Annotated in this window: 20 protein-coding genes; all 20 read left to right on the top strand. The window is 43.5% G+C overall.

Translation table 11 applies throughout. The annotated features are described in order from the left end of the window. On the top strand, positions 1-2,085 hold a 2,085-nt coding region (infB, locus tag DOT_RS06895), incomplete at its 5' end, for a translation initiation factor IF-2 (protein WP_009616270.1). Positions 2,086-2,109: 24 nt separating this feature from the next. Then, a complete protein-coding gene (gene rbfA / locus DOT_RS06890) occupies positions 2,110-2,484 on the top strand; it encodes a 30S ribosome-binding factor RbfA (RefSeq protein WP_009616268.1) in 375 nt (124 codons plus the stop codon). Beyond that, on the top strand, positions 2,477-3,460 hold the full coding sequence (locus tag DOT_RS06885; RefSeq protein WP_009616266.1) for a bifunctional oligoribonuclease/PAP phosphatase NrnA: 984 nt from the start codon (positions 2,477-2,479) through the stop codon (positions 3,458-3,460). Before rbfA ends, DOT_RS06885 begins: the two co-directional genes overlap by 8 nt. After that, positions 3,444-4,412: a tRNA pseudouridine(55) synthase TruB gene (gene truB, locus DOT_RS06880; RefSeq protein ID WP_009616264.1), complete on the top strand. Its 969-nt coding sequence runs from the start codon at positions 3,444-3,446 to the stop codon at positions 4,410-4,412. The genes DOT_RS06885 and truB overlap by 17 nt, the downstream gene beginning before the upstream one ends. A gap of 18 nt (positions 4,413-4,430) precedes the next feature. Then, positions 4,431-5,357 carry a bifunctional riboflavin kinase/FAD synthetase gene (locus DOT_RS06875; RefSeq protein WP_009616262.1) on the top strand — a complete coding sequence of 309 codons (927 nt, stop codon included), beginning with the start codon at positions 4,431-4,433 and terminating at the stop codon, positions 5,355-5,357. A gap of 147 nt (positions 5,358-5,504) precedes the next feature. Beyond that, entirely contained in the window at positions 5,505-5,768 is a 264-nt protein-coding gene (gene rpsO / locus DOT_RS06870; RefSeq protein WP_202798701.1) for a 30S ribosomal protein S15, read from the top strand. Between the two features lie 257 nt (positions 5,769-6,025). After that, positions 6,026-8,173, top strand: coding sequence for a polyribonucleotide nucleotidyltransferase (locus tag DOT_RS06865; protein ID WP_009616258.1), 2,148 nt, complete (start codon positions 6,026-6,028; stop codon positions 8,171-8,173). Positions 8,174-8,263: 90 nt separating this feature from the next. Continuing rightward, positions 8,264-9,019: a polysaccharide deacetylase family protein gene (locus DOT_RS06860; RefSeq protein ID WP_009616256.1), complete on the top strand. Its 756-nt coding sequence runs from the start codon at positions 8,264-8,266 to the stop codon at positions 9,017-9,019. Positions 9,020-9,043: 24 nt separating this feature from the next. After that, the gene (locus DOT_RS06855) at positions 9,044-10,195 is read left to right on the top strand and encodes a D-alanyl-D-alanine carboxypeptidase family protein (RefSeq protein WP_009616254.1); all 1,152 of its coding nucleotides are present in this window, start codon (positions 9,044-9,046) and stop codon (positions 10,193-10,195) included. Between the two features lie 27 nt (positions 10,196-10,222). Then, positions 10,223-11,494: a pitrilysin family protein gene (locus DOT_RS06850; RefSeq protein WP_009616252.1), complete on the top strand. Its 1,272-nt coding sequence runs from the start codon at positions 10,223-10,225 to the stop codon at positions 11,492-11,494. A gap of 87 nt (positions 11,495-11,581) precedes the next feature. Then, complete coding sequence (dut, locus tag DOT_RS06845; protein WP_009616250.1) at positions 11,582-12,034, top strand: dUTP diphosphatase; 453 nt, start codon at positions 11,582-11,584, stop codon at positions 12,032-12,034. Between the two features lie 107 nt (positions 12,035-12,141). Then, positions 12,142-12,444, top strand: a complete 303-nt coding sequence (locus DOT_RS06840) for a hypothetical protein (RefSeq protein ID WP_009616248.1) — start codon at positions 12,142-12,144, stop codon at positions 12,442-12,444. A gap of 12 nt (positions 12,445-12,456) precedes the next feature. Beyond that, positions 12,457-12,726, top strand: coding sequence for a YlmC/YmxH family sporulation protein (locus DOT_RS06835; RefSeq protein ID WP_009616245.1), 270 nt, complete (start codon positions 12,457-12,459; stop codon positions 12,724-12,726). Positions 12,727-12,836: 110 nt separating this feature from the next. Further along, entirely contained in the window at positions 12,837-13,640 is an 804-nt protein-coding gene (gene dapB / locus DOT_RS06830; protein ID WP_009616243.1) for a 4-hydroxy-tetrahydrodipicolinate reductase, read from the top strand. 86 nt (positions 13,641-13,726) lie between these two features. After that, the gene (gene dpsA, locus DOT_RS06825; protein WP_009616241.1) at positions 13,727-14,638 is read left to right on the top strand and encodes a dipicolinate synthase subunit DpsA; all 912 of its coding nucleotides are present in this window, start codon (positions 13,727-13,729) and stop codon (positions 14,636-14,638) included. Between the two features lie 18 nt (positions 14,639-14,656). Next, positions 14,657-15,244, top strand: coding sequence for a dipicolinate synthase subunit B (locus DOT_RS06820; protein WP_009616239.1), 588 nt, complete (start codon positions 14,657-14,659; stop codon positions 15,242-15,244). Between the two features lie 96 nt (positions 15,245-15,340). Further along, positions 15,341-16,330, top strand: a complete 990-nt coding sequence (locus DOT_RS06815; RefSeq protein WP_009616238.1) for an aspartate-semialdehyde dehydrogenase — start codon at positions 15,341-15,343, stop codon at positions 16,328-16,330. 298 nt (positions 16,331-16,628) lie between these two features. Then, on the top strand, positions 16,629-17,852 hold the full coding sequence (gene dapG / locus DOT_RS06810) for an aspartate kinase (protein ID WP_009616236.1): 1,224 nt from the start codon (positions 16,629-16,631) through the stop codon (positions 17,850-17,852). 45 nt (positions 17,853-17,897) lie between these two features. Continuing rightward, positions 17,898-18,848: a 4-hydroxy-tetrahydrodipicolinate synthase gene (gene dapA, locus DOT_RS06805; RefSeq protein WP_009616235.1), complete on the top strand. Its 951-nt coding sequence runs from the start codon at positions 17,898-17,900 to the stop codon at positions 18,846-18,848. A gap of 505 nt (positions 18,849-19,353) precedes the next feature. After that, positions 19,354-21,018: a ribonuclease J gene (locus DOT_RS06800; protein WP_009616234.1), complete on the top strand. Its 1,665-nt coding sequence runs from the start codon at positions 19,354-19,356 to the stop codon at positions 21,016-21,018. The last annotated feature ends 161 nt before the right edge of the window (positions 21,019-21,179 follow it).

Raw genomic sequence — 21,179 nt, 5'->3', positions numbered from 1 at the left:
TATCAAGGACAATCACAAGGTCCACGTCCAGGGTATCAAGGACAACAGCAAGGTCCACGTCCAGGGTATCAAGGACAATCACAAGGCCCACGTCCAGGATATCAAGGGCAGTCGCAGGGCCCCCGCCCAGGGATGCCTCAGCGTGCTGGTGCTAGTGTGCCGTCGACACCAACCATTACCGAGCAGGCCAAAAGACAACCGCCAGCAAGTAAAAAAGCTCAAGATAAAGCCTATGAACGGAAACGTGAAGTAGAAAAGGAAAGAGAAAATGCGCTGCGTTCACCGCATAGACGTTTTCCAAAGCGTCCTAAAAAAGAAGTGCGGGATACGTCACCGAAACACATTGTGATTCAGGAATCCATTTCTGTACAAGATTTAGCTGGTAAAATGAGCCGTAAGGCTGGAGAATTAATTAAACACCTTATGAACCTAGGAGTCATGGCGACCATTAATCAGGAGTTGGACTCTGAAACAGCAACAATCTTGGCAGCTGAAATGGGTGTTACTGTTGAGGTTAAAGCCGAGAAATCAATGGCTGTTATTGAAGAGATAGATGATGATCCGAAGGACCTCGTTTTCCGCCCGCCAGTCGTAACGGTGATGGGTCATGTTGACCATGGTAAAACGTCGCTTTTAGATGCAATTCGTACAACGAATGTAACTGATTCTGAAGCTGGGGGAATTACGCAACACATAGGGGCATATCAGGTGGAGATTAAAGGTCAAAAGATTACTTTCTTAGATACGCCTGGACATGAAGCCTTCACAGCGATGCGTGCCCGCGGTGCAGATGTCACGGATATTGCAGTTTTGGTGGTAGCAGCAGATGACGGAGTAATGCCTCAAACAATCGAAGCGATCAATCACGCCAAGGCGGCTAAGGTTCCGATTATTGTGGCTATAAATAAGATAGATAAAGAAAATGCAACTCCAGAAAAAGTAAAACAAGGTCTGACAGAGTATGGACTTGTGGTTGAGGAATGGGGCGGAGATACCATTGCTGTTCCTGTATCCGCAAAAACTAAACTGAACATCGACCAACTTCTTGAAATGATACTGTTAGTCGCAGAAGTTCGGGATTTAAAGGCTAATCCAAATCGTCAAGCAGTAGGGACTGTCATTGAAGCTGAATTGGATAAGGGCAAAGGACCGATCGCAACTGTTCTCGTTGCTAAAGGAACGCTTAATATTGGTGATGTTGCTGTTGCAGGGTGTGCATTTGGTCGGATTCGAGCCATGGTGGATGATAAAGGGCGACGAGTTAAAAAAGCAGGTCCATCTATGGCGGTTGAAGTTCAAGGTTTATCCGAAGTGCCTCAAGCTGGAGAAGCGTTTTATGTTGTCGCGGATGAGAAACTGGCGAGACAAATTACTTCGGCACGTACAGCTGTGAGGAAAGTGGAAGAATCTAAAAAAACCCTCTTTAAAGTTAGCTTAGAAGATCTTTTTGATAAGATCAAAGAAGGCGAAATCAAAGAGTTAAACATTATTATTAAAGCAGATGTGCAAGGGTCTGTCGAAGCACTGCGGCAGTCACTTCTTCGGCTTTCAACAGGTGAGGTACGTGTCAATCCAATCCACGGTGGAGTTGGTGCAATTAATGAAAACGACATTATGCTGGCAGCTGCTTCAAATGCAATAATAATAGGCTTTAACGTTCGCGCGGACTCTAACATGAAAGCTACGGCTGAACTTGAGGGTGTCGATTTGCGTCTTTATCGAGTCATCTATGATGCTATTGGAGATGTGAAAGCAGCAATGACGGGTCTGCTTGATCCTACTTTCAAAGAAGTCGTTTTAGGCAAAGTTGAAGTTCGTCAGGTCTTTAAAGTTCCTAAAGCAGGAACGGTCGCTGGTTGTATGGTGACTGAAGGCAAGATTATTCGCTCTGCTAAAGTTCGTGTTATTCGAGATGGTATCGTTATTCACGACGGTGTCATGGAATCTTTGCGCCGCTTTAAAGATGATGTTAAAGAGGTTGCCGAGGGTTATGAATGTGGAATTGGTATCGAAAAATTCAATGATGTCAAAGAAGGAGACATCATTGAAGCGTTTATTATGGAAGAGGTCACGCGCACACTATAGTAAATCAGCCCTGGAGGGATAGGTATGTCAAAACATCGGCCCAATCGATTATCAGAAACGCTCAAAGAAGAAATTTCTCAACTTATCCTTGTGGAGTTGAAAGATCCTCGAATCGGATTTGTAACGGTGACGAGTGTGGATGTTGCCAATGACTTAGCACATGCCAAGGTGTATATCAGTGTTCTGGGAAGTGAAGATGAAGGAAAAGCATCCTTGGATACCTTGAATCGGGCAGCAGGGTTTTTACGAACTGAAATCGGGAAGCGTTTAAGACTTCGACACGTGCCATCTATCGTGTTTGTCTACGATCCTTCCATACAACATGGTGCACACATTGCCAAATTGTTGCGTGATGTTAGTGTATCCGATGATTCAAGTAAGGATGAATCGCATGAGTAAAACCACCCCCATAGAAGAGATAGTAGAAGTATTAAGAAAAGCGCCAACGGTGGCGCTTTTCTCCCATGTCTCTCCCGATGGAGATTGTATTGGTTCAATGTTGGCAATTGGTCTGGCTTTAGAGAAAATGGGGAAAGAAGTCTCCTTCTTCAATCCAGATCCAGTGCCAACTTATTTAACGTTTTTACCGGGCTCGTCCCGTATACGACAGGACTTTCCTAATCCCCAGCCGAAAACTTTAATATTTGTCGATTGTACGGATTTTCAACGAGTTAACCTTTCAAGGACTGAAATCTCTCATGAAAGTACGATACTGAACTTAGATCACCACATCTCGAATCAGTTTTTTGGTGACATTAACTGGGTTGATGCCCAAGCCAGCGCTAGCGCGGAAATCGCCTTGGCTTTAATTAACAAGCTAGGTGTGAAAATAGATGGAGATATGGCCACCAATCTCTACACAGCCATTGTGACGGATACAGGCTGCTTTCAATATAGTAATACAACTGCTCAAACCCATCGTTTGACGGCAGAGCTATTAGATATAGGTCTTGATTTGACAGGAATCCATCATAATATCTTCGATCAAAAGCCCCTTGCCCAGATCGAGTTACTTCAATATGCGCTAAACGGATTGGAAATCCAGGCAAATGGTCAATTGGCAGTCATGACTCTAAGTTTAGAGGATTTTCAGAAATGTCATGCAGAGCAGGAATTGAGCGAGGGACTGGTAAATTATGCTCGAAGTATTGCAGGTGTTGAGGTTGCGGTGTTACTGAAAGAGGTCGGGTCTCAGGAGATTAAAGGGGGTCTTCGTTCGAACCTCTGGCTAAATGTCAATGAGATTGCTGCCCAGTTCGGCGGAGGGGGACACAAGCGTGCTGCAGGTTGTACCTTCAGACTCTCTATGGCTGAGGCGAAACGAAATATAACTGCTGCAATTGAGGAGGCGTTAAAGATTGGAAGGGATCATTAACGTCCTTAAGCCACCTGGTATGACTTCTTCGGATGTCGTTGTCTGGATGCGAAGAATATTAAAAACTAAAAAAATTGGACACACTGGAACGCTCGATCCTGGAGTAGCTGGAGTTTTACCGCTTTGTGTTGGTAAGGGGACACGTCTAGCTGAATACATAACCGAGCAGGGGAAAGCTTACCTGGCAGAAGTTGCTTTTGGTATTACGACAGATACCCAGGATGCCTTTGGGAAAACGACTCAAGTTACTTCAACGGATTTGAGTCAAAGTAACCTAGAATCGGTTTTGCCACATTTTGTGGGCAAGATATCACAGACACCTCCGATGTACTCTGCCGTTCGTAGAGAAGGAAAACACCTTTATGAATATGCTCGGCAGGGAATAGATATCGAGATTGCGCCCCGAGAGGTATCCATTTATAAATTAGAATTGAAACAATGGTATGAAAGGGAATTTCCTCGGGCAATTTTAAATATTGAGTGTTCAAAAGGAACATATATAAGGACACTTTGTCATGACCTTGGACAGGCATTAGGTTGTGGGGCGCACATGTCTAATCTATTGCGCATCCGTTCCGGCCCGTTCAAGGTTCAGGAGAGTTGGACACTTGAAGAGATAGAAAAGGCGGTCAGCGAGTCAACCTATCCATTTTTACTTCCGTTGACAGAAGGGCTCGATCTACCACGGGTGTTTTTATCAACTGCTCGCGCAAATGCTTTCCGGCATGGGTTGCCAACCAAGAGAGAATTTGTTATGACTTCTCTTACTGAAGGAAATTCGAGGTTGGAAGATCGTGGTTTGGCGTTGGAAACGAAATCTAGCGTTCGAACATCGAACATCGAACATCGAACATCGAGTAGGCTCTATGTTCAGGTAATCGATGATGGAGAATTAATCGGAATTGGGGCCTGGCGCGAGGATAGCCTTTTTCCACATAAAGTTTTTGTATGATTTAGGAGGGTCAATTCCGTGCAAGTTCGAACAAGTTTGCCTATTAACAAAGAGCCCTGTGTCTTAGCGCTAGGTAATTTCGATGGAGTACACTTAGGACATCGTCGCTTGCTTGAGCATGGATTAGAACAAGCTGTACGTTTAGGTGTGAGATTTTGTGTTTTGATTTTTGAGCCTCACCCTTTAAAAGTATTATTTCCTGAACGAGAAATAAAGCTGTTGTCGACAACTCAAGCTCGTTTGTTTAGTTTAGAAGAGATTGGGGTTCAAACTGTCTACCTTTTACCGTTTACCGAAGAGATGGCTAACACTTCTCCCGAGCAGTTTGTTGAGCAGATTCTTCTTCCCCTCGGGGTGGTTCATGTCGTGGTTGGTTTTAATTATTCATTTGGTGCTCAAGGTAAAGGAAATCCCGAGTTAATTCAATCCTTAGGTTGTACGCATAGATTTGGTGTTAGTGTACTTCAGGCTCAAACGATCGGTAACCGCGTGATTTCTTCGAGCAGTATTCGCGAAGCATTATTTCAAGGAGATATTCAGTTAGCAAGCTCTCTGCTTGGACGCTCACCCAGTCTGAGTGGGACAGTTGTACACGGGGAAGAGCGCGGACGTCAGCTAGGTTATCCGACTGCAAACCTTCTCTATTCAGAAGACGTTCTAATTCCTAAGCGAGGCGTATATGCAGTTTGGGCTTATTTAGGCGGAAAGCGCGTTGCTGGAATGATGAACATCGGTATGAAACCAACCTTTCACGACATATATGCGACAATCGTCGAGGTTCATTTTTTCGATTTTGAAGGGGATCTGTATGGCAGTGAGATCTCGGTTTACATTGAAGAACGTTTGCGTGACGAATGTAAATTTAATGGTGTCAATGAACTCTTAATTCAATTAAGAAAAGACAGGGTTCAAGCTGAATGTGTCTTAAAAGAAAACCATCTATAGTTTGCATCGTGCCACTACCTTTACAAAAGTATGCTTACCATGTATACTGTCTTAGAAACTAATAGAACCCACTGACTCGGCTTGACGAAGTCTCCAACGTTGACCTGGGCAGTTGGGAATTATAAAAAAATGGGGGAATTTTTCATGATGACACCTGAAAGAAAACAAGAAATTATTCTAAAGCATGCACGACAAGAAGGGGATACAGGTTCTCCAGAGGTGCAAATTGCGCTTCTCACTGAACGGATTACGTATCTGACAGAACACTTTAAAACGCATAAGAAAGACCATCATTCCCGTCGCGGGCTCTTAAAAATGGTTGGTTCAAGACGTGCGTTATTAACGTATCTGAAAAATGTTGATTTTGACCGTTATCGTAGTATTGTTGCTGCACTTGGCCTGCGGAAATAGGAATGCGTAACGGAAAAAGCGGATCAAATTTGATCCGCTTTTTTATTTTTAGGACAATATGTCTAAAAATGTCAAGAGTCAGCTTTCTATTGCACACTTGTACCCTTTAAATCTTATAAAAATGGTTAAAGTTTTAAAGTACATACGAGATTATTCTTAAGTATAGTTTTTTTATGCAAATTGCAGGAAATAATAATACTATGTCGAAGAGGAAACAAGTTGAAAAGAAGGATTGAAAGTTTTAAGGAGGTTCCATTGTGAAACAGGAAATATTTGAAAAGTCACTCTCGGTCGGTGGGAGAATTATGACTTTCCAAACCGGGAAAATTGGTAAACAAGCGGGAGGCTCAATTTTTCTTCGCTATGGGGATACTGTGGTTTCTGCGTTTGCCACATGCAGTGCTGCACCCCGGGAGGGAATTGATTTCTTTCCCTTGACCGTTGAATTTGAAGAACGTATGTATGCTGCCGGCAAAATTCCGGGTGGATTTATTAAACGGGAAGGACGGGCTAGTGAGAAGGCTACCTTGTCTGCTCGCTTAATTGATCGTCCTATCCGTCCGTTATTCCCCGAGGGGTTTCGTAATGATGTCCAAGTGGTGGCGGCCGTTATGTCTGTGGATCAAGACTGTGCGACAGATATCACAGCTATAAATGCTGCATCAGCAGCTTTAACCATATCGAACGTTCCCTTCGAAGGTCCCATTGCCGCTGTTACAATCGGGCTTGTTGAAGGGGAATTTATTATTAATCCCACCATCGAACAATCAGCAAAAAGTGGATTGCATCTGACGGTAGCAGGAACAGAAGAAGCTGTCATGATGGTGGAGGCTGGTGCCCACGAGGTGCCTGAGGATCAGATCTTGGAAGCGATCGTGTTTGGGCATTCAGAAATTAAAAAGATTGCCAAGTTCATTGCAGATTATCGTCAGGAAGCCTTTGAAATGAGCTTGGCCAAAGAGAAACTTGAAGTGAAGCCAGCCAAAATCCAGACTAATATTGTTGAAGCTGTTAAAGCCTATGCTTATGACAAATTAAATGTCGCTGTCCGTGTGGAAGAGAAGAAAGCACGAGAGACTGCTATTGACGAAGTTAAAACCGAAGCGTTGAGCTATTTCGAAGCTGAATTCCCCGATGACACGAAAATTGTGAAGGATGTTCTGGAAGAGATTGTGCATCTGATTGTCCGCAAATTGATTACAGACGAGCACATTCGTCCGGATGGCCGGGCAGTGGACGAAGTTCGTCCGATTAGTATCGAGGTAGGAATTTTACCTCGTACCCATGGGACAGGCCTTTTTACTCGGGGTCAAACTCAGGTGCTGACTGTAACGACTTTAGGCGCTGCAGGTGATGAACAAATTTTAGATGGTTTAGGCCTAGAAAGGTCCAAACGTTACATTCATCACTATAATTTTCCACCGTATAGTGTTGGAGAAACTCGCCCAATGCGTGGACCAGGACGTAGGGAAATTGGTCATGGCGCATTAGCTGAAAGAGCTCTAACCCCTGTTTTGCCCGATGAAAATGAATTCCCTTATACGATTCGTTTGGTTTCTGAAGTCTTGGAGTCTAATGGTTCCAGTTCGATGGCCTCAGTATGCGGAAGTACCCTCTCTCTGATGGATGCTGGTGTACCTATTACAGCTCCGGTGGCGGGCATTGCAATGGGACTCATTAAGGAAGGGGATCAAATCGCTATCCTGACTGATATTCAAGGCTTAGAAGACCACTTTGGAGATATGGATTTTAAAGTAGCCGGTACCAGCAAAGGGGTAACCGCTTTGCAGATGGATATCAAAATTAAAGGTGTATCTCGAGAAATTCTTTTAAAAGCCTTAAGTCAAGCTAAAGCTGGTCGTCTTTTTATCCTGGATAAGATGTTGGCTGTTATGGACAAACCCCGCCCACAACTTTCTTCTTATGCACCACGAATTATCACGGCATCAATTCACCCGGATAAGATTCGCGATGTTATTGGACCAGGCGGAAAAACGATTAAGAAAATCATTGACGAAACGGGAGTCAAAATCGACATCGAGGATGACGGCCGAGTCTTCATATCTTCTATGAATGGTGATGGAGGCGAACAAGCCTTAAAGATTATAAAATCTTTAACACAGGAAGTTGAAGTTGGGAAAATCTATCAAGGTAAAGTCACGAGGGTTATGGATTTTGGTGCTTTTGTAGAAGTTATCCCTGGAGTGTTAGGACTTACCGGCAAAGAGGGATTAGTTCATATTTCTCAGTTAGCTCATGAACGTGTCGAAAGAGTTGAAGACATCGTCAAAGTCGGAGATGAGATCATGGTTAAAGCTACAGCAATTGACAAACAAGGTCGTTTAAATCTCTCGCGTAAAGAGGCTATGCCAAATGTGCGCAAGGAAAATCCAGCGATACTTTAGACAATTAACTCATGATTCCAATATTATCTAAACGATGATCAGTCTGAGAGATCCCCTCTTCGCATAATGTTAAGGAAGGGGGGAATATCGATGTTCATTAACTTAAGAATCTCGCGGCGAGTACTCTCGTTAGGCGGGATTTTCCTTCTGTTATTTGCTGGAATTGTTCTGGAGAGTCGGATCATGGCCTGCAAAGCTCCGGTTTTAAAGCCAATTGAGCAGATCAAGACGGATCAAAAAGTTATGGCTTTAACGATTAACGTGGATTGGGGAGAAGAATATATTCCAGCGATCTTAGACACGTTAGATAAGGGCAACGCCCATGTTACTTTCTTTGTCACAGGGCGTTGGGCCAAAAAAAATCCAGAATTGTTGAAAATAATGGCAAATCGAGGCCATCAAATTGAAAACCATGGATATTCTCACCCGCATCCAGATCAGCTTTCTGTTGGAGCTAACCAAGAAGAAATTAAGAAGACGGAAAGTATTGTTGAAGGCATCATCGGGCTAAAAACACATTTTTACGCACCGCCTTACGGTGAGAAGGGTGTTTCAGGACTGCAGGCTGCCGATCGATTGGGTTACAAGACTATTCTGTGGACCTTAGATACTGTTGATTGGCGGGCAGACAGTACGCCAGAGATTATCGCTAAGCGTATTATTAATCCAGCCATACGGTTCGGAATTAAACCGAATAAGTTCGGTGCCGTAGTCTTAATGCATCCAAAAGCCAATACGGTCAAAGCTTTGCCTGTTATCCTCGATCAATTGGCTCGAGAGGGATTTATTTTTCAAACTCTTGATGGACTAATAACATTTGACCAGACCGGAGATACTACCTCATAACGAAGCAGAAGTTGAGGTGGTTTGATGATCAGGCAAAAGTGGACGCGTGCTTGGTGCTGCGTCTTTCTTTGTATGATAACTACGAGTATTTTACCAGTGAATCCTGTATATGGTGCACCTAAGAAACCTGTTAAGCCTGCGGAAGTGGCGGAGGGACCCGCCAGGGTAAGTGCAGAGGCTGCTGTGTTGATGGATGTTGTGACCGGTGATCTTCTCTACGGTAAACAAGCGAATAAACGTCGTCCTCCTGCAAGTACCACTAAAATCATGACCGCTATCTTAGGCTTTGAATTAGGTCAGTCGGATGAAGTTGTAACGGTTAGTCCGAAAGCAGCGGCTGTTGGCGAAGCAACTTTGCATCTTGATCCCGCAGAAAAGATTAACCTCTATGAACTCATCACAGGAGCTTTAGTCCGTTCAGGGAACGACGCGTGTGTTGCGATTGCTGAGCATATCGCGGGAAGTGAAGAACAGTTTGTTCAAATGATGAATCAAAAAGCGTTGGCTCTGGGGGCGCAAAATACTCATTTTGTGAATACGAACGGTTTACCTAATAAAGAACACTATTCTACCGCTTATGATCTGGCCCTGATGGCTCGCCATGGTTTGCAAATTCCTCAATTTGCCTCGATTACCCGTCAAAAAGAAACAAAAATTCATTTTCTGGAGCCGGACGTGTTCATGGATTTGCGTAACACGAATAAACTACTATGGAATTATCCTTATGCAGATGGTGTTAAAACGGGGACAACGACTGCAGCGGGGAAATGTCTTGTTGCATCCGCCACAAAGGAAGGCCGTCAGCTGTTGGTTGTAGTTCTTAATGCGCCGGATCGTTTCGGAGATGCAAAGAAGTTGTTAGAATGGGGTTTCGAAAAAACAGAAACGGTTCGGCTTGTTAATGCCGGACAGGCCGTCGCAGAGTTTCCAAGTTTAAAAGAGATGGTTCAAGTGTTTTGCAAGGATCCGATAGATGTTAGTCTTCCTAAAGCTGAACGTAAGAATATTCAAACCCGTGTCGTATGGGAAAAAAACGCGAATTCGCCTGTTCAAGCGGGAGAACGGTTGGGACATTTGGAAGTCTGGCTGGGCAAACAAAAAGTAACCAGTATCCCTTTGTTGAGCGAAAACGAAGTCGTAGGAGACCGTTCTTTAATACGATTATTTCCTTTTTAGCAAAGGAAATAAGGAGGAGTGAATTGATTGTATCAAAAAACAGTGTTACCTAACGGAGTTAGAATTATCACGGAAGAAATTGAACATGTTCGTTCCGCTGCCTTTGGGCTATGGGTGGGAGCGGGTTCAAGGGATGAATGTGAAGGGTATGAAGGAATTTCGCATTTTATAGAGCATATGTTTTTTAAAGGTACCGAGCATCGAAGTGCACGCGCTCTAGCAGAGTCCCTCGAAGCCGTTGGTGGACAGCTGAATGCCTTTACGACGAAAGAATATACTTGTTATTATGCTAAAATTCTTGACGAAGACCTAGATCTGGCGATTGATGTTTTAAGTGATATGTTTTTTAGTTCACTCTTTGATGAAAAGGAAATCGAAAAAGAAAAAAATGTAGTAATTGAAGAAATCAAAATGTACGAGGATTCTCCTGATGAATTGATCCACGATATCTTTTCGGAATATGTCTGGAATGATCATCCTTTAGGAAAACCAATTTTAGGAACCGAGGAGAGCATAAGGGCTCTAAGTCGAGATAAAATTATGACCTTCCTCTCAGAACATTATGCTCCAGATAATGTCGTTATTGCCGTGGCAGGTAAAATAAAACATGATGACATTGTGGCGAAATTATCTGCCCAATTTGGGACGTTTAAAAGAGGTGGTCGCCGGGTTCTGGAAGAAACTCCTAGCGGTCAGACTATCGAGCGCTATCAGAAAAAAGACACGGAACAGATGCATATCATCATGGGGGTTCCAGGCCTTGGGCAAGATGATGATGATATCTATGCGATGCATATTTTCAACAACATTTTAGGTGGAGGGTTAAGCTCCCGCTTGTTTCAGGAAATACGAGAACAGCGCGGCTTGGCTTATTCGGTGTATTCTTATCACTCAACCTACGTGGATACCGGCTTATTTGCAATTTATGCTGGAACGAGTCCAAACAATACCAAGGAAGTCATCGAGTGTATACTCCGTGAGTTAAAAGACATTAAGCAAAAGGGAATTACCGCAGAGGAGCTAGAAAGGACAAAGGCTCAAATTAAAGGTGGTCTCTATCTTGGACTGGAATCGGTAAGCAGTCGGATGAGTCGTTTAGGGAAGACAGAACTTACTTATAACCGTGTTCTTTCGCCGGAAGAAGTAGTCGAAAAACTTGAAAAAGTTACCTTAGCTGATGTTTTGCGCCTGATTGGCCGCCTTTGGCAAAAGGAAAAAATCAGCATTATGACATTAGGCCCATCCGGACAAGAAGTTGTTTTATCCGACCTACTTAAGCAAACTGGTTGGGAAGAGTAGCAAGGCGCTGGGTTCGAACGACAGAAATCCGTAGTTCGAACCTAGCGCACATCACGCCTCGAATTCAAGGCAAGGAGAGTGCCTAAGGTGTCTGATTCCATCATCGTGAAAATTAAAAAGTTGACAAGCCCTTCTTTAGCCCTACCCACATATGCTACTGCATCGTCGGCAGGAGCTGATCTTTGTGCTAATCTTCAAGAGCAATTGATCGTCAACCCAGGGGAGAATGTCAAAATTCCGACAGGCCTGGCTATTGAACTTCCGAGTCAAGAAGTGGTCGCGCTTGTGTTTGCACGAAGCGGTCTAGCTAGTCGGCACGGGATGGGGTTGACTAATGGTGTGGGTGTGATAGATTCTGATTATCGTGGGGAAATTCAAGTATTGATGCATAATTCAGGATCCGAACCTGTAATTATTAATTCAGGAGATCGAATAGCCCAAATGGTATTCATGCCAGTTTTCCACGCCTTGTTTGAAGAAGTTGCAGAACTTCAGGAGACAGTTCGAGGGAGTGGAGGATTTGGTTCAACAGGAGTTTGAATTTAAGTCGGTACCTGTGATCAGAAGGATTAAATATTCAATCCTTCTGATTATTTTGTTCTATGAAAGTTTGTCTGTTCATACAATCCCCATGAGGGGGAGTGACGATGCAAGCCCTTGGGGTTATGCTTCTTGCCGTTGGTATTGTTATTTCTGTAAGAGAGCGAAAGTATATGATGATGTGGCGGTCCGAACCTAAGACCAACCCTTTCGCCACTGCTCTGAGTCAATTGGTCGGCACTGCCGGAGGAATTTACCTTTCTCTAGAACTGCTATTTTCTTTTTTAAAAATACCTGAAAATTGGTGGACTGAAACAATATTTATTGTTGAGCCACTTGCTGCCATTTCCTTATTGCTGGCCATTTTACAACCGTTTGGCTTGAAAGCTTGGATAAGATTGCGCAAATAGGGAGGTAATTGGATGCTATTAAGTGATCTCTCTGGTAAAGAAATTATTAATTTACATGATGGAGCAAAACTGGGTTTAGTTGGTGACGCTGATCTGGATATTTCCTTAAACGGATCGGTTGAAGCAATCATTCTAACTTCCCGTGGCGGGGTTTCAGGCTTTTGGAGTTCAAGAGGGGATCGGGAACGCGAAATGTTGGTGATACCTTGGCAAACTATTAAAAAGATAGGTTCAGAGGTTATTATTATTGATTTGCACAATAAATCTGAAAAAATCCGTTAAATTTTAGTTTGACAGAGGAAGGGATTCCCAATAAAATGAAAGGAAAGCTGTAACCCCGCATTGCGTTTTGCTACGGGGTTTTTGCCTTATCATCGCAGGAGGGGTTTCCTTTGAAAAAAATTCGAGTCTTTGTCGCTGGAGCAAGTGGGAAAATGGGTCAAGAAGTGATCCGTACGCTTCTCAAACAGGATGATCTCCTTTTGGTGGGAGCTTCAGATATACGACATCTAGGGATGGACGTTGGATTTGTTGTTGGCGTACCAAGAGTTGGCGTAGATATTACGGGTCCATTGGATGCCGAAATTCTGCGTGAGTTACGGGCGGATGTTTTAGTGGACTTCACAAATCCCCAATCGGTTCTAAAGAATTCTAAAACGGCGATTATGGCCGGAGTAGTTCCCGTAATTGGGACTACAGGTTTGGATGAAACTGAAATAGAAGAAATTCGAACTCTTGTTGCCAAAGAAAACGTAGGTGCGTTCCTAGCTCCCAATTTCGCCATAGGGGCAATTTTAATGATGCGATTTGCTAGGGAATCTGCAAAATATTTTCCCAATGTGGATATCATTGAATTGCACCATGATCAGAAATTAGATGCCCCATCGGGTACTGCTTTAAAAACTGCAGAAGTAATTTCGGAAGTTCGTGAGCCGATGATTCAGGGGCATCCGAATGAGTATGAGAAAATCCCGGGGGCCCGAGGAGCGGATATTGGAGGGATCCATATCCATTCTATACGCTTACCGGGTTTGATTGCTCACCAAGAAGTTTTATTTGGAGGATTAGGACAAACGTTAATAATCCGCCATGATGCATTTACGAGAGAAACCTATATGCCCGGGGTTATGTTGGGTATCCGTAAGGCTTCAGATTTGACGGAGCTAGTGATAGGACTCGAGAATTTCCTCGATTAGGTAATTAATCACGCGTCACCACAGCCCGCGCTTCCTCATATAATGGATTGTAGTCAATGGGACATTGTCTCAAAGGGGGCATAAAGATGAGTGCGGGTCTGAAAGGAATTAGTTTGGCCGTGATCGGAGGGGACGATCGAGAACTTTATTTGATCCCCGAACTCCAAAAGCAGGGAGCCTACATAGTTGGGGTTGGATTCGAAAATGCTCCGCCCATTTCAGGAATGGAGCTGGCGCCATCGCTTCAAGACGCAGTTGGTCAAGTAGACATGTTGCTTTTTCCTATGTTCGGCACGGATGACCGGGGGGTAGTCAAAGCTAAATATTCTGACCAACCTATCGTATTAAACAAAGAAGTTCTTCAAGCTATTCCAGCACGTGTTCCACTGTTAATTGGCTGGGCGCGGCCAGCTTTGAAGTCAGCAGCAGAGAATATGGGAATCCAACTGGTGGAAACCATAACCCTTAACGAAATTACTATTCTTAATTCCATACCTTCGGCAGAAGGGGCCATTCAAATGGCGATGGAGAATACAACCATTACGATTCATGGTAGCGAAAGCTTCGTCTTAGGTCTAGGACGGACTGGTTGGACTCTAGCGCGCATGTTACTAGGGATCGGGGCGCACGTAACAGGGGTCGCTCGCAAGCCTTCAGACTTAGCACGTGCTTTTGAAATGGGATTCCATGCCGTACATCTGGCAGATCTTGAGAATGAGATTGAACGTGCGGAAATTATTTTTAACACTGTACCTCATCTCTTATTAGATCGCGTGATGTTAGAAAAGGTGGCTAAGGATGCAGTAATCGTGGATTTGGCTTCTATTCCGGGCGGGACGGATTTTGAATACGCCCAGATGCTTGGCATTAAAGCACTTCTGGCTCCGGGTCTCCCTGGTATTGTAGCTCCGAAAACGGCTGGTCGAATTCTTGCTCAAATCTATCCGCAACTTATTCTTCGTCACTTGACCACATTGAATGCTACGGTTCAGTCTTGAAAGTGGAGGTGCGAAGGGATGCAGTTTGACGGGTTGAAAATTGGGTTTGCTCTTACAGGATCACACTGTATGTTACATGAAGGTATAAAAATTATGAAACGCTTGGTTGATGAAGGTGCAGACGTGACACCGATTATCTCTTATGCAGTTGAAAGTATGGACACACGATTTGGAAAGGCAGAGGACTGGCTGAATCAATTTAGGGAAATCACGAATAAGGAACCGATCCATACGATTCCTGGAGCTGAGCCGGTTGGGCCTCAAAAGATGTTTGATTGCTTGGTAGTTGCTCCTTGTACAGGAAATACCCTGGCCAAACTTGCCAATGGAATAACAGATACTCCGGCACTTATGGCTTCAAAATCGCATTTGCGTAATCAAAGACCTTTGGTTTTAGCGATTTCGACCAATGATGGACTGGGATTAAATGCACGTAATATTGGAACTCTACTCATTACAAAAAATATTTATTTGGTGCCGTTTGGTCAAGATAACCCCCAAGTTAAAGCGAATTCTTTAGTAGCTCATATGGATAAAATTCCGGAAACCATCCTCATGGCCTGTACCGGGAAACAAATTCAACCTGTGCTTTTAGATTATCGATAAATGGTGATCGCCGTGAAAAAAGGTGTCCTGCTTTATCCCGCAGGGCGCCCTTTTCACAAAACTAAATGCAAACAAAAATAGGGAGGAACATATGGAATGCCGAATATAGCAATTGTTGGCGCTACGGGCGCTGTTGGCCAAGAGTTTCTTAAAATACTTAATGAACGCAATTTTCCTATCGATGAACTTAGGTTATTAGCAACAAAACGTTCCGCAGGAAAACGCGTTTCATGGCAGGATCGGGAACTGGAGGTTCACGAGACAACCCACGAGAGTTTCAAGGGTGTAGACATTGCGCTCTTTGCCGGTGGATCAGGCAGTACTGAATTTGCCCGTTCCGCGGTGGATAGTGGGGCCGTGGTGATTGATAACAGCAGTGCATTTCGGCTGGACCCAGAAGTGCCTCTTGTAGTACCTGAAGTTAATCCAGAAGATGTAAAATGGCATAAGGGGATTATAGCGAACCCTAATTGTTCAACCATTATAATGGCAGTTGCTCTCAAACCAATTTTTGATTTGGCAGGAATTCGTCGAGTTGTAGTTTCTACATATCAAGCCGTGTCCGGAGCGGGACGAGAAGGTATTGAGGAACTAGGAGCACAGGTTAAGGCCTGGTCTCAAAATGAAGATCTAACGTCGGCAGTTTTTCCCTATCAGATTGCCTTTAACGTTATTCCTCGCATTGATGTTTTCCAGGAGGGTGACTATACCAAAGAAGAGTGGAAGATGGTCAAAGAAACGCAAAAGATTTTCCATGTGCCAAATATGGCGATCACAGCAACAACGGTTAGGGTACCTGTTTTCCGCAGTCACTCGGAGTCCATTAATGTTGAGACAGATCGCTTAGTTAGTGTCTCAGAAATCCGAGAAGCCTTAAGTAAAGCTGAGGGTCTTATAGTTGATGACGATCCGGGTAATGATCGTTATCCCATGCCGTGGTTTAGTGCTGACAAAGATGAAGTCTATGTAGGGCGCTTACGAAAAGACTTTTCCATCGCTCAAGGATTCAACTTATGGGTAGTTGGAGATCAAATCCGCAAAGGTGCGGCAACGAATGCTGTACAAATTGCAGAGCTCCTACTTTAAGTGGAGCATGAGCTCGAAGTCCGAAGTTCGTTATTGAAGACTGATTTAATTGAAGTGCGAGGAACGAGATACGAAGTTCGAGTAGAGGATCCGATATAATCGGTAGATTAATATTAGGCCCAAAGGTCTGAAGAATGAAGCCTGAGGTTTGAGGCATGATGTTGCGATTCTAGAATAAAGAATTCACAAAATTTAATGCTTAAAGTCAGAGTCCTGAGGTATAAGATTTGAGTCTATGGGGTTTTAATATTGTACCTCGAGCGTTGAACATCGTACCTCGAAGAGGAGGGACCGAGAGTTGCGTATTTTGGTACAGAAGTTTGGCGGAACCTCCGTGGCTACGGCAGAACGTAGAACTCAGGTTATTTCAAAAGTTTCCGAGGCAGTACATAGTGGGTATTCTCCTGTTATTGTAGTTTCTGCGATTGGCCGTTCTGGAGATCCCTATGCAACTGATACATTCCTGAGTATGGTAAATGGAATTTATCCCGATTTACCGAAACGAGAGTTGGATCTTCTGATGAGTTGTGGTGAAGTTATTTCTGGAACTGTTTTAGTAAGCACATTAATCAGTCAGGGCTTTGAAGCGGTTCTTTTTACAGGTGGGCAGGCAGGAATTATCACTGACAAGGAGTTTGGGGATGCCCGGATTGTACGGGTAGAGCCGCGCACTATTCTGGAACAGCTCGCTAAGGGCAAAGTGGTTGTCGTTGCCGGTTTTCAAGGAATGACGGAAGACGGTCAGATCACAACCCTTGGGCGAGGAGGAAGCGATACTACGGCTTCAGCACTTGGGGTTGCACTTGAGGCAGAAGCGATAGATATTTATACGGATGTCGATGGAATCATGACAGCGGACCCAAGAATCGTTGAAGATGCACGGATTTTAGATATAGTTACGTATAATGAAATATGTCAATTGGCCTATCAGGGAGCTAAAGTCATTCATCCACGCGCTGTTGAAATTGCGATGCAACGAAATATACCCCTTAGAATTAAATCGACTTTTTCAAATGCACCAGGAACATTGGTTACTAACATGCATCCAGAACGTGGCGTAGGAACAGATATTACTACGGACCGTTTAATTACAGGAATTGCGCACACACCGAATGTTACGCAAATTCGGATTTTAACAGCAGATATTCAAGACAAATGTCTTACCGACAAACGAATTTTTAAAGCGATGGCCCTTGCCGACATTAGTGTTGACTTTATCAGCGTTTCGCCGGAAGTCGTACTCTATACCGTTCGAGATGAGATTGCGTCTAAAGCGGTTCGAATACTACAGAATATGGGTTTTGAACCAGAGGCTGTTCAGAGTTGTGCTAAAGTTTCAATTGTTGGTGCAATTGCTGGTGTCCCGGGTGTAATGGCTGATATGGTTGAAGCACTTTCCGATGCCGCCGTGACCATACTACAATCAGCGGATTCACATACTACTATTTGGGTACTAGTTCATAAGGAAGACATGGTGACTGCAGTTCAAACCTTACACCAAAAGTTCCAGTTAGGTATTTAATGAAAAGAAAGAATTGGAAAGAAAGGATGAGGAAGGATGAGAGAAATGTCATTTGGAAGAATCTTGACAGCCATGGTAACTCCCATGAATGAAGCTTTGGAGATTAATTATGAAGAAGCCAAACGCTTAGCTCAATACTTAATCGCTCATGGATCTGATAGCGTTGTGGTATGTGGTACGACTGGAGAATCTCCGACCGTAAAGGACGATGAGAAAGTAGAACTTTTTAGAGTAGTTAAAGAGGCTCTTGGGAAAACACCGGTAATTGCTGGGATTGGATCCTATTCCACTGATGACAGTGTTTCGCTTGCGCGCAAGGCTGCGACAACGGGTGTGGATGGATTGATGGCAGTGGTACCCTATTATAACAAACCTTCTCAAGAGGGCTTATATCAGCACTTTAAAGCTATTGCCGAAGCAACATCGTTACCGCTGATCCTTTATAATGTGCCGAGTAGGACCGTAACTAATCTAATGCCTGCGACAGTGAAAAGACTAGCTGAAATTCCCAATATTGTTGCTTTGAAAGAAGCAGCAGGTTTAGTTGATCAAGTTACTGAACTCAAAAGGATCTTGCCTCCTGAGTTTGTGATTTATAGCGGTGATGACTCTATGACCTTGCCGATGCTAGCCTTAGGCTGTGACGGAGTCATCAGCGTGGCAGCTCATGTTATTGGAGAAGAGATGAAACAAATGATAGATGCCTGGTTTGCTGGGGATGCCGTCCAAGCTACACAATGGCATCTGGATCTCTTTCCAATCTTTAAAGGAATTTTCGTAACGACGAACCCAGTTCCCATTAAGTCTATTGTGAATATGCTCGGGATTAATGCTGGCGGAGTACGTCTTCCTTTAGTTAATGCGACGCTGGACGAAATGAAGTTTTTAAACGATCTTATGGATAGTATTAAAAAGTTACGCGCAAATAAAAGTACTGCTCAAATAACACCGGAATTAAAGGTGGCTTGTGAAACGGCCAGCAACACTATTGTTTGAAGGAATTAAGGTTAGGTTAGTAATTTAGTAAAATAATCATACAATAAATGCAACTAAAATAACTAATGAAAATGAACCTCCGCTAAGCGGGGGTTTATTTTCATTAGTTAATCTCTCCGTAGTCTTGATATAATGTAGCATTTAGTTGCCAAATAAACAACATTAGTATAATTATTAGTCATCACCCTGAATAATGATGTTATAGTGCTGAAACGTATTATTTCATAATTCCAACAAGCTAGAAATAAGTAATGTGAGTAAGGCGTGAGCGATGAAGAAACTTGCCAGACAGCGTTTTGCACGCTATAATATAGTATCTATATTGTGCGGCTAGTTTTATAGATCCTTTTCGAAATATTGACGAATACTGGGCGTCGTTGTATTCGTTTATGGTATTTCGTGTCTTTTTGTTGTCCTTATTTTGGGCGTCGAAAGAAACCGTGGGGGTCCCCTTAGATTTTTGGCACAATGCAAGAGATAAAATAAATACAGGAGGTAGATTTGATTGCCGAAAGAGCATAAATTGCAAATTATTCCATTAGGCGGACTCGGAGAAATTGGTAAGAACATGACTGTAATCCGCTATGACAATCAGATGGTGCTTGTCGATGCCGGATTAGCATTTCCGGATGAAGACATGCTGGGAATTGATATTGTAATACCGGATTACTCATATCTAATTGAACATAAAGAAATGCTTCTTGGCATTTTACTTACTCATGGACATGAAGATCACATTGGTGCCTTACCCTACTTATTAAGAGATATAGATGTTCCGATTTTCGGAACACGTTTGACCCTAGGTATCATTCAGTCCAAAATTAAAGAGAATAATTTGACTAATATAAAGGCTACAGTAGTACAACCGCGGGATGTCATTAAGCTTGGAGTATTTCGAATTGAATTTATTCGTGTCAACCACAGCATTCCGGATGCGGTAGGTATTGCCATTCATTCCCCCTTGGGAACGATCGTTCATACAGGGGATTTTAAATTAGATCATACACCAGTTTCAGGTGAGACGCTTGATATCCATAAATTTTCCGAACTGGGCGACAAAGGTGTTTTATGTCTATTATCGGACAGTACTAATGTGGAAAGAGCGGGTTTTACACCGTCAGAGAGAAATGTCGGGCATATGATTGATGAGGCTTTTCATAATGCTAAGGATCGAGTGATTCTTGCTAGTTTTGCTTCAAACGTATATCGTCTTCAGCAGGCGATCACTTCGGCGGTTGCGACGAATCGTAAAGTGGCGGTTGTGGGACGAAGCATGGTTAATATCGTTAGCATTGCGGCGGAACTGGGGTATCTGGATATTCCTGAGGGAACACTTGTAGATATCGATGAAATTATTGGTTTGCCGGGAAATCAAGCCTGTATTTTGACCACAGGGAGTCAGGGAGAGCCGATGTCCGCGTTGACCCGAATGGCGAACCATGATCACAGGCATGTAGCTATTCAGCCAGGAGACACTGTGATAATCTCGGCGAGCCCGATTCCAGGTAACGAAAAATCAGTGGCTAAAACGGTCGATCAATTATTTAAGCTGGGTGCGAATGTTATCTATGAATCGACAGATGGAATGCACGTATCGGGCCATGCTAGTCAGGAAGAGCAAAAATTAATGCTCAACATGGTCCGACCAAAGTATTTTATGCCCGTTCACGGAGAGTATCGAATGTTGATCAAACATGCCCAGTTAGCAGAGGAACTTGGTATTTTACGAGAGGATATTTTTGTCTCAGAAAACGGAGGAATTGTTGAGTTCACACGCCACGGCGCAGCTTTGGGTGGTAAGGTTACATCTGGTAAAGTCTTGATTGACGGATTGGGTATTGGAGATGTAGGCAACATTGTGCTCCGGGACCGGAAACAACTCTCTCAAGATGGCATTTTGATTGTCGTTATGACTATAAGTCGTTCAAACGGAGCGATTGTTGCAGGACCGGATGTTGTAACGCGTGGATTTGTTTATGTTCGTGAGTCGGAGTCTATGTTAGACGACGCCAAACTAAAAGTAAGGCAGACGATGGCGAGGTGTCGAGAGAATCGGATCACAGAATGGGCTGTGTTAAAAAGTCAAATTCGTGATGCCTTGAGCAAGCAACTTTACGAAAAAACCCGTCGTCGACCTATGATTTTACCTATTATTCAAGAAGTTGAATAGTAACGCTAAAAACGCTCCAAATTGTGGAGCGTTTTTAACGTTATTAAAGGGGAAAGTGTTAGGATATAAGCGCAGTTTGGAGAAAAAATATTGACTTTATCCGAAAGAGGGGGATCCTATATTTGGAAATTTTCCTGGAAAACCCCCAAATTAACGCTTGG

Source organism: Desulfosporosinus sp. OT (assembly GCF_000224515.1).
GTDB lineage: Bacteria > Bacillota > Desulfitobacteriia > Desulfitobacteriales > Desulfitobacteriaceae > Desulfosporosinus.
This window is presented reverse-complemented; position numbering and strand designations above follow the sequence as displayed.